Annotated in this window: 12 protein-coding genes; 8 read left to right on the top strand and 4 right to left on the bottom strand. The window is 56.2% G+C overall.

Annotated features, from left to right (window positions below; all coding sequences use genetic code 11):
• The first annotated feature begins 77 nt into the window (after positions 1-77).
• From MHI24_RS26680 to MHI24_RS26705, 6 genes are all read left to right on the top strand, one after another.
• Positions 78-971, top strand: a complete 894-nt coding sequence (locus MHI24_RS26680; RefSeq protein WP_340022575.1) for a sugar ABC transporter permease — start codon at positions 78-80, stop codon at positions 969-971.
• Positions 972-1,805, top strand: a complete 834-nt coding sequence (locus MHI24_RS26685) for a carbohydrate ABC transporter permease (protein WP_340022576.1) — start codon at positions 972-974, stop codon at positions 1,803-1,805.
• 136 nt (positions 1,806-1,941) lie between these two features.
• Complete coding sequence (locus tag MHI24_RS26690; RefSeq protein ID WP_340022577.1) at positions 1,942-3,606, top strand: family 43 glycosylhydrolase; 1,665 nt, start codon at positions 1,942-1,944, stop codon at positions 3,604-3,606.
• 44 nt (positions 3,607-3,650) lie between these two features.
• A complete protein-coding gene (locus MHI24_RS26695) occupies positions 3,651-4,961 on the top strand; it encodes an ABC transporter substrate-binding protein (RefSeq protein WP_340022578.1) in 1,311 nt (436 codons plus the stop codon).
• Positions 4,962-4,989: 28 nt separating this feature from the next.
• Complete coding sequence (locus MHI24_RS26700) at positions 4,990-6,801, top strand: sensor histidine kinase (RefSeq protein WP_340022579.1); 1,812 nt, start codon at positions 4,990-4,992, stop codon at positions 6,799-6,801.
• On the top strand, positions 6,794-8,440 hold the full coding sequence (locus MHI24_RS26705) for a response regulator (RefSeq protein ID WP_340022580.1): 1,647 nt from the start codon (positions 6,794-6,796) through the stop codon (positions 8,438-8,440). The genes MHI24_RS26700 and MHI24_RS26705 overlap by 8 nt, the downstream gene beginning before the upstream one ends.
• 309 nt (positions 8,441-8,749) lie before the next feature.
• Here the strand turns inward: MHI24_RS26705 and MHI24_RS26710 are convergent, their stop codons facing one another.
• Positions 8,750-10,027, bottom strand: coding sequence for a histidine--tRNA ligase (locus MHI24_RS26710; protein WP_340022581.1), 1,278 nt, complete (start codon positions 10,025-10,027; stop codon positions 8,750-8,752).
• A 287-nt stretch (positions 10,028-10,314) separates the two neighbouring features.
• On the opposite strand from MHI24_RS26710, the gene MHI24_RS26715 reads away from it, so the two are divergent.
• Positions 10,315-10,992, top strand: coding sequence for an HD domain-containing protein (locus MHI24_RS26715; protein WP_340022582.1), 678 nt, complete (start codon positions 10,315-10,317; stop codon positions 10,990-10,992).
• Here the strand turns inward: MHI24_RS26715 and MHI24_RS26720 are convergent.
• From MHI24_RS26720 to MHI24_RS26730, 3 genes are all read right to left on the bottom strand, one after another.
• Positions 10,989-11,624 (bottom strand): TetR/AcrR family transcriptional regulator, encoded by a 636-nt coding sequence (locus MHI24_RS26720; RefSeq protein ID WP_340022583.1) that lies wholly within the window; start codon positions 11,622-11,624, stop codon positions 10,989-10,991. The two genes, MHI24_RS26715 and MHI24_RS26720, sit on opposite strands and share 4 nt — an antisense overlap.
• Positions 11,617-12,816 carry an MFS transporter gene (locus MHI24_RS26725; RefSeq protein ID WP_340022584.1) on the bottom strand — a complete coding sequence of 400 codons (1,200 nt, stop codon included), beginning with the start codon at positions 12,814-12,816 and terminating at the stop codon, positions 11,617-11,619. The genes MHI24_RS26720 and MHI24_RS26725 overlap by 8 nt, the downstream gene beginning before the upstream one ends.
• Positions 12,817-12,975: 159 nt before the next feature.
• The gene (locus tag MHI24_RS26730) at positions 12,976-14,691 is read right to left on the bottom strand and encodes an ABC transporter ATP-binding protein (RefSeq protein WP_340022585.1); all 1,716 of its coding nucleotides are present in this window, start codon (positions 14,689-14,691) and stop codon (positions 12,976-12,978) included.
• A 271-nt stretch (positions 14,692-14,962) separates the two neighbouring features.
• Here MHI24_RS26730 and MHI24_RS26735 point away from each other — a divergent pair, with 271 nt between their 5' ends.
• Positions 14,963-15,982 (top strand): ABC transporter substrate-binding protein, encoded by a 1,020-nt coding sequence (locus tag MHI24_RS26735; RefSeq protein ID WP_340022586.1) that lies wholly within the window; start codon positions 14,963-14,965, stop codon positions 15,980-15,982.
• Positions 15,983-16,026: the final 44 nt, after the last annotated feature.

Consider the following 16,026-nt stretch of genomic DNA (forward strand, 5'->3'; position numbering starts at 1 on the left):
ATATTTCTCGCTGAAACGGGTGCCGTCCTTAAAAGGACGGCATAGCCGTTTCCACTTGTCATAAGGAGGAATCACTTTTGAAAACTCTGTGGACTTCACGCTTGACCTCATTTCTGTTCGTGCTGCCCTATCTGGCTGCCTTCGCGCTGTTTCTGCTTTTTCCGATTCTGTATGGCTTTGTCATCAGCCTGCAGGATTTCGAGCTGCTGTCTGCCGCCCATCCCTTTGTGGGGTTACGCAATTACGTGACCATTTTCACCCCGGGGACCTATGAGAACAGTATTTTCTTCCGCGGGCTGTGGACCACCCTTCAGTTTGTCCTGTACTCGGTTCCGCTGCTGATTATTACCGGGCTGGGGATCGCGATGCTGGTCAACGCGCTGCCGGCGAAGCTCCGGGGGCTGTTCCGGACCTTCTATTTCCTGCCCTACGCGCTGTCCGCTTCCGTGATGGCTGTCATCTGGCTGATGATGTTCGATACCAATGCCGGGTTCATTAACAGTCTGCTGCAAAAGCTGGGCTTAACCGGCATCCCATGGCTGACCGCTACACCTTGGGCCTGGATTGCGCTGGTGCTTACGACACTCTGGTGGACGATCGGCTTCAATATGATTATTTTTGTGAATGCGCTCAATGAAGTGCCGGAGGATTACTATGAGGCGGCTTCCATGGACGGAGCGAATGCCTGGAAGCGGTTCGTGTCGATTACCCTGCCGTCCATCCGGCCGGTTATGCTGTTCGTGATGATCACCTCAACCATCGCTTCCTTCAATATTTACGCCCAGCCGTTCCTGCTGACGCGCGGGGGGCCGGGAGACACCACCCGCGTGCTGCTGATCAATGTGCTGGACCAGGCGTTCGTGCGTAAGGATATCGGTTCGGCTTCGGCGATGGCGATTCTGATGGCGCTGCTGATCATGCTGGTGTCTGTCGTGCAGTTCCGTCTTACGAACCGGAAGGAGAAGGTATAGATGGGAAAAGCCAAAAGAACAGGCCTGCTGCTGCTGGCCATCCTGATTGCGCTGTTCGTGTTGCTGCCGCTGGTCTGGATGCTGTCGACAGCGTTCAAAAATGATTTTGAAGCCCTCTCCGGGCGGATGAACTTCCTGCCGAAGAAGCCGACGCTGGATAATTTCGTCCAGGGGCTAAGCGGAGAACTGATGAATACCCCAATTCTGCGCTGGATTGTTAATTCCCTGTCGGTGGGGATTGCGGGCACAGCGATCGTGCTGCTGATCGATTCCATGGCGGCATTTGCTCTGGCCCGGCTGCCGGATCTGCCGCTGCGCCGCACGCTGCTGGCGATGTTCATTGCCTCGCTGATGATTCCGGGCGTACTGACCTTTCTGCCGATGTACATCGAATTCAATACACTCGGTCTCATCAACACCTATCAGGCGCTGATCCTCCCGGCCACCGCCGGGGCCTTCGGGGTATTCCTGCTGTACCAGTTCTTTGTCTCCTTCCCGAAGGAGATCGAGGAAGCGGCCCGGATCGACGGGGTGAACAAATGGAATCTGTACCGGAGAATCCTGTTACCTTCGGCGGTGTCGATCATGACGACATTGGGGATTTTCACTTTTATGGGGATATATAATGATTTTGTCTGGCCGCTGTATGCGACTACCTCCCCGGAGATGCGGACGATCACTGCTGGGATTGCCATGATGGCCACCGGCAGCTATACCCAGAGCTATGGTAAATTAATGGCTATGACCACCATCGCGGCGCTGCCGGTGCTGATCCTGTTCATTGCCGGCCAGAAGTCGTTCGTCAGGGCGATTACCAGCTCGGGCGTGAAATAGCGGGAGACGGGGAGGGAGGCAGATGAGCATGAAACCTGATACACCGCAGAAGGCATGGGCAGGCAAACATTCACGTACAATAATCTACTCCCTTGCGGCACTTCTGTTCCTTATACTCACAGGAGGTGCATATTGGTTGTTGCAGCCCAATAACGGCGTTACGGATGAAGTCTACAAGGGACATGGCGGAACGTTCAGGAATACCATGGCTGAGATCGATACTCCTGATCCGAGTGTGATCTACAAGGATGGATATTATTATATGACCTTCACCCATAATGGAACGGATATTATGGTGATGAAGTCGCTCACCCTGGATTTCCGCCAGGCCGAGCGGAAGGTCGTATGGTACCCGCCGGCGGAGACGGCCTACTCGGCGAATCTCTGGGCACCCGAGCTGCAATATATCCGGGGAAGCTGGTATATCTATTTTGCCGCAGATGACGGGCAGAACGAGAACCACCGGATGTATGTGCTGCAAGCGGACAGCGGTGATCCGCTGGGCGGTTATACCTTCCAGGGCCAAGTCACCGACAGCAGCAACCGATGGGCGATCGACGGGCTGGCGATGGAGGTGGACGGGGAGCTGTACTTCGTCTGGTCCGGCTGGGAAGGGGAGGTGAACATTGCGCAGAACACCTATATTGCCCCGATGAGTGATCCGCTGACGATCAGCGGACCGCGGGTGCTGCTGAGCGAGCCGCAGCTTCCCTGGGAGCGGGCCGGAGGCCCGCCTTATATTAATGAGGGCCAGTCCGTCCTCCATCATAACGGCCGTGTCTTCATTATATATTCCGGTGCGGGAAGCTGGACTCCCTACTACAGTCTGGGACTGCTTGCTCTGAAGCCGGGCGGCAACCCGCTGGAGGCCGCAGACTGGATCAAGTCGCAAGAGCCGCTGCTGGCCATGGATGAAGCTGCCGGAGTCTACGGTCCGGGGCATAATTCATTCACGGTCTCGCCGGATGGAAGCGAGCAGTGGATCGTCTATCACGCCACGACAGGGGCGGATGACGGCTGGAACAACCGCAAGGCACGGGCCCAGCCGGTTAGCTGGGATGTTGACGGCCTGCCGGTCTTCGGCAAGCCGCTGCCGCTGAGTGAGGCCATCCCGGTTCCCGCAGGCATGGGCGTGCTCCCGGCGGAAGCCGCCCTGCGCAGCGGCGGCAAGCTGGAATTCCCGTCGCTGCCGTCCACGGTGGACAGCGAGGTCCCGCTGCTGGTGCATTATGTGAATCCGGGCGGAGAACCGGCCGGGGCGGCAGTCTCGGTAAATGGCGGGCCGCCGGCGGCGCTTCAACTGCCGCCATCCGGTGAGGGCCAGACCGGTTATGCTTATCTGAGCCTGCCGTTCACAGCCGGGAAGAATACAGTAGCCATAGAGCTGCCCGAGGGTGTGGTGGCGGAGGTGAAGGCGATTGAAATTCCGCGATATGAAGGCGAGGCTCAAGCCATGGAGGGGGATGCTGCGGCAGAGGATAATCCCTATGCCTCGGGCGGGGCCGGGGCTGTCTTAGGCGGCAGCGGAGCTTCGCTGAAGTTCAGCCATCTTCAGGTCCCGCACAGCGGAACCTATACGGTCCTGGCGGCGGTGATGAATGCTTCGCCGGACGCGGAGCTGGAGCTGTCGGTGAACGGAGGTGCGAGGATCGGCTATTCCCCCCTCCCGCAGGAGCGCAATCAGCCTTCCCTCTGGCAGCTGGAGCTGAAATTACAGAGGGGGGCGAACGAGATCATTCTTTTTGACAGACAAGGCAGCTTCAGTATAGATTATATGGATATATGGCAGAAGAGTGAATGAGCCGGGAGATTCATAGACGGGAAGCAAGACGGGGGCTTACTCATATGAGAGATATTAGCTGCAAGACCGGATACAGACGGAACAAATGGATTGCGCTTTCAATTCTGCTGATTGCCCTGTTGCTGGGAGGGTGCAGCGCAGAGAGGGAGGAGCCGCCACAGACACCTGCTGTCCAGCCGGTGATTCTCGAATACTGGACCCCGTTCAGCGGGGGAGACAATATCTTCATGACCGGGCTGGTGGAGCAGTTCAACAAGGAGCATCAGGATATCCGGATCGATCAGATCAACTCCCGGCTGGATGATTACTATTCCCGGCTGCGTACAGCCATTCTGTCCGGCAATGCGCCGGATCTGGCCATTATTCATGCAACCAACCTCCCGCAGTTCGTGCAGAACGGTTATATAGAGCCCCTTGACGGATTGGCTGCGGAAACCGGCCTGGACTGGGAACAGTTCAGTACCAAAATTGCCGAATCCACCGTCTACGGAGGCGCACATTATGCGGTGCCTCTGGATACGCATACCTTGGTGCTCTACTATAACAAGAAATATTTAAGAGCGGCCGGGCTGCTGGACACAGAGGATAGGCCGGTGATCGGCCCGGGAGAACAGGGGTTTACCGCATTTCTGCACAAGCTGAAGCAATCCGTTCCGCCCGGTGTCGCACCGCTGGCTCTGCCCAGCACACGGATTGATTCCGTGTGGTTATGGTGGAGCCTGTACAATCAGATCGGGGGCGGCGGCGTCTTTTATAATCCCGAAGGCACACAGGCGGTCTTCAATAACAAGGCATCGCTGCAGGCGCTGGAGTTCGTCAATAGTCTGTACCAGCAGGAGCTGATTCCGCCGGGGATCAATGATGCCTTCAAGCTGTTCTATGACGGTGAGGCGGCGGTGCTGATTACGGGGGTATGGGGCACTGGCGCTTTTGAGAAGGCTGAGAAGCTGGAGCTGGGGGTTGTGCCGGTTCCGGTCATATACGATCATCCGGCCGTCTGGGGAGATTCACATACGCTGGCGATTCCGGCCAAAAGCGGGATGAGTGCGGAGAAACGGAGGGCGGCCATGGCTTTTGCCCGCTGGGCCGTTGAGCACGGGGTGATGTGGGCGGAGGCGGGCCATGTCCCGAGCTCCCGGAAGGTCGTGGAGAGCAGGGCGTATTCCGCGCTGAAATTCCGCAGTGACTATGCGAATACCGCCAACTCCGTAGTCTATTGGCCGCGGAATATGAAGCAGTGGAGTATTAATGAAGAGATTATCCGGCAATTTGAGCGGATGATCTATAAGGAGCAAAGTCCGGCGCAGGCTCTGCAGCAGGCGGTGGACAGCATCAACCTTCAGCTGAAGAGATGACTGTAAGGGAGCAAGGGGGAGAATGCGGTTGAAATCCTTTCGCGGCTGGTTCAGGAACCTGGCGCTTGCGCGCAAGCTTATTCTTATCAATGTCGTGTTCATTGTGCTTCCGCTGGGACTGATGGGGTATTTCGCCTTTGCCCGTTTTACCGAAACGACGGAGCGTAAGGTAGGCGAATATCAGCTCCAGACGCTGAAGCAGCTTACCCTGAATATCGATACCTATATGAATGAGCTGAACCGGCTGACCGTGATGCCCTATCAATATCCCAAGGTGACCGATTATCTGGCCACGAAGCGTGCCCCCGGCGAACCCTTGACGCTGGATGAGATCAGCGGACTCAACAGCTTCGTCACCCAGGTGTTCCTGAACGGCCGGGTCGATATTCTGGGCGTTTCCCTGTATGGTACGGACGGAGCCTCCTATGTGGTCATGCCGGAGAGCCAGTATGTCACGACCTACAAGCTGGATGAGAATGTGGGCTGGCTGAATAAGTTCAAGGGTCATTATGGACAGCCGGTGTATGTGGCCACGCATGATTTAAGATCCAGCGGCGGAAATGTATATCAGGCCTTCTCCATCGTGAGGGAGCTGCGCAGCTTCGATGACGGCGTAACGCTCGGGTACATTGTCATTGATGTGGACCCCAAGTTCATCCGTGAGATTCTGTCCAAGGTCACGCTGGACCCCCAGGAGCTGCTGTACATTACGGATGATTCCAGCAACCTGGTTACCGGCAAGGATCACGGAATTCCACAGGGAGTAGCTGATGGTTCCATCAGCAGAACGGGTGAAGGGGTGAGCCATGTGAAATCCGGGGGCGAAGGGCTGCTGGTCGCGCATGTCACCTCAGAGGTTACCGGATGGACGACTGTTGGCGTTGTACCGGTGTCCGGTCTGATGAAGGATACCGAGGTGCTGCGCACATACCTTATTCTCATTGGCGTGATCTGTGTCGGCCTGGCCCTGCTGCTGTATGTGTTCATTGCTTACCGGATCACCCAGCCGCTGCGCAAGCTGAGCCGGCTAATGCGCAGCGTTGAGCGCGGCGACCTGAGCCAGGCCTTTCCGGTGAGCGGAACAGATGAAGTGGGGCTGCTGGGCCATTCGTTTAACGGCATGATTGCCAAGCTCAGCGAGCTGGGCTATCTGCTCTACGAGACGGAAATCCGCGAGAAGGATGCGCAGATTGCCGCGCTGCAGAGCAAGATCAATCCGCATTTTCTGTACAATACACTGGGCTCCATCAGCATGTACGCCGAGCTTGAAGGCAGCCCGGAGATTATCACCATGTCCAACAACCTGAGCAAGCTGTTGCGTTACAGTCTGAGCGGGCGCAAGGAGCAGGTGACGCTGCAGGATGAGCTGGACCACGTAGGCGGCTATATGGCCATCCAGCAGATGCGCTATGAGGAACGGATTCAATTCACGATGAATATTGAGCCCTCGCTGCTGGACTGTGAGGTCATTCCGCTGATGATCCAGCCGCTGGTTGAGAATGCGATTAATCATGCACTCGATCAGGGGGTGGGCCGGGGCGTGATAACATTGACCGCAGGCAGCAGCAATCAGGTGCTTACCATTACAGTCGAGGATGACGGAATTGGCATGAATGCGGAGGCGCTGGAGGCACTCCGGCTGCATCTGCGGAATACGGAGGAGCTTGGCGGGCGTTCCGGCAACGGGCTGCTGAATGTCCACCGCCGGATCGTGCTGCATTACGGGGAGGAATATGGCCTCTCACTGGAGAGTATGCCGTATCAGGGCTTCAAAGCCGTGCTTACGCTGCCGGTCATTCATCATCAGGGCCGGGCAAGGGAGGATGACGGGGTTGCCTAGAATATTGATTGTTGACGATGAATCGGTCTTCCGCAAAGGACTGCGCAAAATGATCACCAGCCTGGATAGCAGCTGGGAGGTGGTCGGTGAAGCCAGCGACGGCTATGATGCACTCGACAAGCTGGCCGAGCTGTCTCCTGAAGTGCTGCTCACCGATATCCGTATGCCGCGGATGGACGGTATCCAGCTGCAGCAATTGGCCGGGGTACGCTTCAAGGATCTGATGACCGTTGTGGTCAGCGGCTACGATGAATTCGCCTATGCGCAGCAGTCGATGCGCCAGGGCGCGAAGGATTATCTGATGAAGCCGGTGGAACGCCAGGAGCTGGGCCGTGTGCTGGAGCGGCTGGGGCAGGAGCTGGCTGAGCGTCACACGCAATCTGCACGAAGCGGTCAGCCTTGGCAGGTGCAGCCTGTGCTGAAACGGCATGTGGCCGGTCATCTGGCGGAGAGTCTGCTCAAAGGCAAGACGGAAGACAGCGATTTACGGCTGCTGCATGAGCTGGGCTTCGCCTTCTTGCATCCCTATTTCATCTGCATGGTTATCAAGCTGGATAAGCATTCTGTGGAAAAAGAGCGCTATGAGCGGGGAGATGCGTCGTTGTTCCTCCTGTATATCCAGCAGGTCGTCCAGGAGATGATCGATCGTCAGGCCATAGGGATAAGCTTCGTGCAGTCGGATACCGAGGTGGTCGCCTTGCTGAATACAGCAGACCCGCAGCATTCCCTGTCGGCGCCTGGAGCACTGGGTGACCTGATCCGCAGGCAGATCCGTTCCTTGTCCAATCTGACGGTGACGATCGGGGTCAGCAATCCGGCAGAAGGGCTGTCAGGCATCCCCAGAGCCTACAGCGAGGCTGGCATTGCTCTCCTGTACCGGTTGATCGAAGGCGGTGACAGGCTGCTGGATTATGCCAAAATGAAGGAGCGCCCCAACGAAGGCAGCAGCCCCCTGAAGTGGTCCTGGGAGCTGCTGGAGAAGTCGATTACCGGCGGAAGAGAGGCCGGCATCGGCCCGATTGTGGAGCGTATGATCGAAGAGCTGTGCAGCACGGCCGAGTCACCCGAGAGCATCCACCAGCAAATCTGCAAGCTGCTGTTGTATTACTATGAATTGTCCGAGGAGCTTGGAGTTACCGGAGCGTGGTTGGGCACGAAGGATATCCGCACCATCCTGTTCGAGGTGTGCAGCCTCTCTTCACGGCAGGAGCTTGCCGAGCAATGCCGGGGGCTGCTGCTCACGCTGACCGGCTGCATCGCCGAATCCCGGGAGACGAAGGATATCGATCCGGTCACTGTGGCCCAGCGCTATATCTCGCAGCATTATCATCATCCGCTGAGTCTCAAGGAGGTAGCAGACAAAGTATATTTGAACCCGGTATATTTTAGCAATCTGTTCAAGCAGAGGACCGGCGTCACCTTTAGCGAATTTGTCACGCATACCCGTATGGAGGAGGCCCGCAGAAAGCTGGCCTTCACCGGGGAGAAGATCAGCAGAATCGCTGAGGAGACGGGCTTCGGCAACGTGCGTCACTTCAACCGCGTGTTCAAGAACTGCAGTGGTCTTTCGCCCAAAGCGTACAGGGACAGCTCGCGCAAGGTGCAGATGGCTTCTATGGATCATAAGGACGGATCATAGGGGCTGCTTGCAGCTTCTTTAATCTTCAACCATGGAGTTATACGAAATCCTGCACAGAATACAACAATGCGTGCTACACAGACGCCAATCTGGCGGGAATCCTGCACAAAAGACAACAATCGCTCCTCGCCAGACGCCAATGCGGTGGAAATCCTGCATAAAGTGCAACAATGTGCATGATTGGAGATAAGTCTGAAAAAAATCCTGCATAAAATGCAACAATACGTTGTCGCCACACGTAATCGGAAGCTGATTCTACACGGATACCAATCAGGCGAGGGAGACAGACTCCAAATGGCTTAACAACCATTATTGCGAAGTCAAGCATACCGCCTCCTCCGCCGTAACCAGCTGCTCGCTGCCCTGCTCCATATCCTTCAGCCGCAGCTTCTGCACAGCAGCCTCGCTCTCTCCGACCATAATCACATAGCGGATGCCCTGTGCGCTGGCTGCGGCCAGCGTTTTTTTGAGTTTGCGCGTGCCACTGTCCACGGTGGTGCGGATGCCGGCGGACCGCAGCGAAGCAGCCGCGACGAGTGCTTGCGGCATATACCCGCCGACGGGAACGATCAGAACGCCGGAACGCTCCGGAGTATCCGCCGGGCGCTCACCCAGCAGGGCCATAATTGACTCCATTCCGAACGAGATCCCCACGGTAGGGTATTCGATATCGTCACGCCCGACCAGCTTCCCGATGATCGCGTCATATCTGCCTCCGCCGCCCAGACTCGATGAATAGCTGCCTGTAGCATCGAAGATTTCATAGACGGTCCCCGTATAGAAGGACAGCCCGCGCGACAGAAAAGGATCGAACACGCAGACCTCCGCAAGGCCGACCGCATCAATCAGCTGCTGCAAGGCCTGCACCTCGAGCGTCCCCGGCAGCCCTTCCAGCTTATACCGCTCCACCAATTCCGCGAACCCCGGGTCCGCCAGCTCCAGCAGCTCCGCGATCAAGGTAACGGTCTCTGCGGGCAGCTGCTTATCCGTCAGCTCGGCCAATACTCCGCTGCTGCCGATTTTGGCCAGCTTGTCGAGGGTCAGCATCACCGAGAGCTGCTCCTGCTGCGGCACACCCACCGCCCTCAGAATCTCGCCGAGAAAGCGGCGGTTATTCCACTTCAGCAGCACCGGAATCGCAAGTCTGCGGAACACCTCTGCCGCGAGCTGCATCAGCTCCGCTTCCGCCTGCGGACCGGCAATCCCGACAACATCGGCGTCACATTGCAGGAACTCGCGCAGGCGGCCTTTTTTGACCGGACCATCCCGGAACACCTTGCCGATCTCATACCGCCGGTAGGGGAAGGCGATTCCCGGATTCATAGCAATCACCTTGGCAAAAGGAATCGTAAGATCGTACCGCAGCCCCAGCCTGCGTCCGCCCTGGTCGCTGAGCTGGTACATCTCGCGCAGTATCTCATCGCCCCCGGCGTATTTGGAGGTCAGCAGCTCCAGCTCATTGAGCATCGCCGTATCCATTGACTCGAACCCGTAGAGCTCGAACAGCTCCTGAAGCGTAGTCCGCACCTTCTGGCGGATGGCCTGTTCCCGGCCGAAGTAATCGTAAGTTCCTTTGATATTCTGCATCGTCAGCAGCTCCTTTGGTTGTGAAATCTCTGAAAAATAAAAAACGCGCCGGACCTCATGGTCCTGCGCGCTTATCTATGCCGCAGGGAGGTCAAACGCGAAATGCGCTAGCCCTCCCTGGATGAATTCAGGGGTGCTAACGCTGCTTGTGATGATGAAGCGGATTCGGTATGATGGACAAGCGGTTCATGTGATCCAATCCCTTCATGTGAGAATTACAGCACATTATAGCTGATCAGGGACCGCTATGCAAGACTTTAATCTGTACAGGCAAAGGAGCCATCCGCATGAACCATACTGAACTGATCGCAGCAGCAGAGCATTTCGCCAGAGAGCAATTAGGCGGGGATACAACCGGCCATGACTGGTATCATACAGACCGTGTGCGCAACATGGCTGCACTGATCGCCGGAAGCGAAGGAGCCAATACCGTAATCTGCACCGTCGCCGCGCTGCTGCATGATGTGGCTGACGAGAAGCTGAACGCTTCCAAGGAAGCAGGACTGCTCAAGGTGCAGGTATGGCTGGAGGGACATCTGCCGGACGAAGCAGCACGCAGGCATATTATGGAGATCATTGAGACGATGTCCTTCAGCGGCGGAGGAGGAGGGCCCATGTCAACGCTGGAAGGGCAGGTTGTCCAGGATGCCGACCGTCTGGATGCGCTGGGGGCCATCGGGATTGCCCGGACTATGGTCTTCTCGGGCGCCAAGGGGCGCCCGGTCTATGACCCAGAGATTGCTCCGCGTGACGAATCCCTGCAGAAGGAATACCGGGACTACAGCAAGGGGACGGCGGTCAATCATTTCTATGAGAAGCTGCTGAAGCTGAAGGAGCTGATGAACACCGCTTACGGCAGGCAGCTGGCGGAGGAGCGGCATCAGTTCATGCTGGATTTCCTGGAGCAGTTCTATAAGGAATGGAACCAGGGCGCAGCGCCATCCGGCAGCAGGCAACTGGACTAATCAGCACTTAAATGCTCTACCAGCATTCCCGCGAACCGGTCAGCAATCCGGGCTTCCAGCCCGGATTGCGGCTCTGCCGCGGGAACCAGGCTTATTTTCTGCAGCAGGGCGAGCATGGAGGTGAAGATGAACAGGGCCGTCTGCAGCGGCTCGGCATCCCGCTTTAATGATCCGTCTTCCGCTCCGGTCTCCAGGGCTTCGAGCAGAAAATGGCGTTCTTTGGCCCGGCCGATGTATTGTTCATATTGTTTCCTTAGCTCATGACTGGAATCATACGCTTCATAATGCAGATCGAACAGCAGAATAAACCGGATATAGCCCGGATGCTGCGCCCCATAGTCAATCCAGGCCTTCAGCATGGAGGCCAGCATCTCCTTACCGTTCATTCCGGCAGAAGGCGCGCTGCGCACGAATCCGGTCATGCCCTCCAGAATATCAACCTGCACTTCAAACACCAGCTCGTCCATCGTCTGAAAATGCTTATAGAACGTTACCCGGCTTACTCCGGCAAGGACGCAGATTTCTTTGATATTTACGGCGAGGAAGCTTTGCTTGGCGAACAGCTCTTTGGCCGCTGCAACAATCTCTTCCCGGTTCTTATTCCTCAGCTTCTTGTGCCAGTTGTCAGTCATGCAGAGCAGTTCCTTTCCGCTTATTGTTGGCCGTTCTGACAGTCAATACAAGGGCAAGGACCAGAATTACAGCCCCCAGAATATAAGGTGTGTTCAGCTGCCAGTCAAACAGCTGTCCCGCGATAACCGGCCCCAGGATGCTGCCGATACTGGTATAGGTTGTACTTAATCCGGCAGCATAGCCTTGGCGGTCACCGGCGGAGTTCGCGATCAGGGTGCTGACCGTAGGCCGCAAAAAGGCATTAAAGGCAAAGAACAACACCGAAACGGCCAGCAGATACGCCAGATTCACCTTGGGGATCATAAGCAGCAGCGCCGCCGAGGCGATTACTAAGGAGAGGCGGACGAGCTTCATCTCACCCAGCCTGCGGATGAACCGGCCAAGCAGCCACACCTGCACAATAATGCCTGTAACGGCGCCTACCGTAATCAGGATGGAGATTTTGCCGGAATCAAAGCCGTATTTCTGCTCCACAAACAGCGCATACACCGTCTCATAATTCATCAACCCGAAGGTAATAATCAGCGTCAGGAGCAGATAGGGGAAATACAGCACCCGGAAGGAATCCACAATCATACGATGAATGGGCTCACGCTTGGCCGACTGCTGCACCGCCCGCTTCTCCTTCGGCAGGGTTTCCGGCATGAACAGGCTTAACAGCATGGCCACAAATCCAAGTCCCCCGGCAAAAAAATAAGGAATTCTAATCCCGAACTCCGCAATCAGTCCCCCCAGTCCCGGTCCCAGCACCATCCCCAGATTCATGGCGGCGCCCAAATAGCCCATGCCCTTGGCACGGGTCTCCGGCGTAGTGATGTCAGCAATATAAGCCATGTTAGACGGAACCATCAGACCTACGCCTATACCGCCGATGAATCTGGCCACATATAAGAGGGGCAGCGTGTGCCCTACAGCAAACAACAGATCCGAGATTACAGTTAAAAAAAGACCGGCAACCAGCAGCGGCTTGCGCCCCAGACGGTCCGACAGCTGGCCGCCGATCGGCGAGAAGATAAACTGTGCCGCGCCGAAGGCGGCAATCAGATACCCTGCGGCCGTTCCGGCAGCATGGAATTGCTTGAGGTACTCCGGCAGGATGGGAATGACCATGCCTTGGCCCAGCAGGGCAATGAATAAATTGAACATCAGAATAAACAGCGAAATTCTGGCAGACTTAGGCATGCCGTTCATGGTTAGAGCCTCCTGAATTGTTTACACGGTATAAAGAGTTATACGATGTAAACAATCATACTTGATCAAAAGGCAGGCTGTAAAGGAATATTTACGCCAAACAACCTTCCAGGCAGACGGCAGGCCGCTGCACGGAAGGTTGTGCTTATTGAGTATTAGTTAGTTATTATACTGCGCCTGATGCAGCCTGCTATAAGTACCTCCGGCGGCAATCAGCTCCTCATGCCGGCCCTCCTCGGCAATGCCGTCCTCATTAACGACGATGATCCGGTCGGCGTTCTTAATGGTGGTCAGGCGGTGGGCGATGACCAGCGTGGTTCGGCCCACGGAGAGGTCGGCCAGCGACTGCTGGATCGCCGCTTCAGTCTCGGTATCCAGCGCCGAGGTTGCCTCATCCAGAATCAGAATCGGCGGATTCTTCAGGAACATCCGGGCGATAGCCAGGCGCTGCTTCTGTCCGCCGGACAGCTTCACGCCGCGTTCGCCGATCACCGTATCCATTCCGTCCGGCAGGCTGTTAATCAGCTCCTCCAGGTGGGCCTGGCGGGCGGCCTGCCAGATGTCCGCAAGCCCCGCATCCAGTCTGCCGTAGGCAATATTCTCGCGGATAGTGCCGGAGAAGAGGAACACATCCTGCTGCACGATGCCAATCTGCTTGCGCAGCGCATTCAGCTTCATGTCGCGGATGTCGGTCCCGTCGATGGTGATCGAGCCGCCGGTCACATCGTAGAAGCGGGGGAGCAGGCTGCAGATGGTCGTTTTGCCGGCGCCGGATGGCCCGACGAAGGCGATGGTCTCTCCTGCGTTCACCAGCAGGCTAATATCCTTCAGCACCGGCCGGTCCGCTTCATAGCCGAAGCTGACCCGGTTGAAGCGGATATCGCCGTGCAGCGGACCAGGGTCGACAGCATCCGGCTTGTCGGCAATATCCGGCTCGGTGTCAATAACCTCCAGATACCGTTTGAACCCGGCAATTCCCTTCGGATAACTCTCGATGACCGCATTGATCTTCTCAATCGGCCGGAAGAAGACGTTGGAGAGCAGAATGAAGGCGACGAATTCCCCGATCTCCAGCTCTCCCTGAATGAAGAACCATGCGCCGCAGATCATCACCACCACCGTAATCAGACGGGTCATCATGTAGCTGACCGAGAAGCTGCGGGCCATCAGCTTGTAGGCCATCAGCTTGGTCTCGCGGAACTTCTGGTTGTCCACAGCGAACAGCGATTTCTCGAATTCTTCATTGGCAAAAGACTGAACCACCCGGATACCGCCGACATTGTCCTCAATCCGGGCATTGAAGTTCCCGACATTGCCGAATAAGCGGTGATAAGTATCTGTCATGCTGCGTCCGAAATAGATAATGACCCAGGCCATCACCGGCACAACGATGAAGGTAATCACAGCCAGCTTGAGATTGATATCGGCCATCAGCACGAAGGCGCCTACCAGCGTCATGACGGCAATGAACACATCCTCCGGGCCGTGGTGGGCAACCTCGCCGATATCGTTCAGGTCATTGGTAATCCTGCCGAGCAGATGCCCGGTCTTGTTGTTGTCGAAGAAGCGGAAGCTCAGCTTCTGGATGTGATCGAACATCTTTTTGCGCATATCGGTCTCGATATTGATCCCCAGCATATGGCCCCAGTAGGTGACAATATAGTTCATTGCCGTGTTCAGCGCATAGATTGCCAGCAAGGCAGCACAGGCAAGCACAATCAGCGACCAATTCTGTCCCGGCAGCAGGTCATCAATGAATTTATTGACAGCCACCGGAAAAGCAAGCTCCAGCAGACCCGCACCCACCGCACAGGTGAAGTCGATCACAAACAGCGTCTTGTATGGACGGTAATACGAGAAAAAACGGCGCAGCATTGCATATTCACTCATTTCTGTGTAGGGTTATGTATTTCTCATTGAGATTGATTCTCAAATAGACCTATGCTTAGGATACTAATGGGGCTGACGCGTTTTGTCAACGGAGAGAATGATTATAACGGCAAGCTCCGGGCTGGGCGGGTGCATAAGTTTGTATAAGATTTTGCCGGAGAAAGTGCATTGTAAGCTGCTCATGACATGCTACTATTGTGTTTGAGATCATCTGAGAATGATTATCAATGAAATTGGACACAGGAGTGAGAGAGACATGACAAATCGGGGCCGGAGATGGATCTGGACAACTGTACTTATCCTGGCTATGTCCGCTATGGCGGCTTGCGGGACGAATAATAATGAGGCTGGGGACGGCAAGCCCGTCCAGACAGGCAATGCGGCTGCGCCGGCAGCCAGCTCAGCTCCTGCGGAGACTGAAGAAGCGGCAGCTTCCGAAGGGGCAACCAGGAAGGTTGCCGGGGAATTTGGCGAGGTGGAGATTCCGGCGAACCCTAAGCGGGTAGCGGGAATCTATGTGGAGGATTACCTGAAGGCGCTCGGCGTCACCCCGGTGGTGCAGTGGTATCATCCCAGCTGGGGCAAGCAGGATTATCTGAATCTGGATGTGCCTGAATACGATATCTCCGGAAGCATAGAAGCCCTGCTGGACAAAAACCCTGATCTGATTATCGCCGACGGCGGAGCGGATGAGGCGAGATACGAGCAATATTCCAAGGTTGCACCGACCTACCGCCTGCCGGAGTCCGTACTGCAGGATTCGAGATTGACCCTGACCGCCATCGCTGAAGCGCTGGGCATCCCTGATAAGGCGAAGACCGTACTGGCGGACTACGACAAGAAGGTGGCGGACGGCAAAGCTGCGTTGCAGCAGGCGGTGGGCCAGGAGAAGGTGGCGGTGATCCGGCTGAATGCTGCGGACAAGACCTTTGCTCTTTTTGGAGTCAAAAACCGCTATACCGGCATGATCTACGATCAGTTCGGCCTGACACCTATCCCTATGGCAGCTGAGATGACGGATTATCAGTCGATTATTTCCGAAGAAGTGATCCCGGAGCTTGAAGCGGACCATATCATTATATTCCCCGATAATGGCGCCTGGGACAGTGAGGTCAACCAGGAAGCGGTCAAGCTGCTTGACGGGCCGCTCTGGAAGAACCTGCCTGCGGTGAAGAACGGCAACATCTACCGTATGGAGCGTTCCCACTGGCAGTCGGGCGGGATTACAGCCAATCAGATGAAGCTGGATGATCTGCTTAAGGCCATGGTGAAATAATCCGCCGTCAGGCAGGGGTAAAATTATAAGCGGGAAGAAGGTCT

It is taken from the genome of Paenibacillus sp. FSL K6-1096, assembly GCF_037977055.1.
Classification (GTDB): Bacteria; Bacillota; Bacilli; order Paenibacillales; family Paenibacillaceae; genus Paenibacillus_AQ.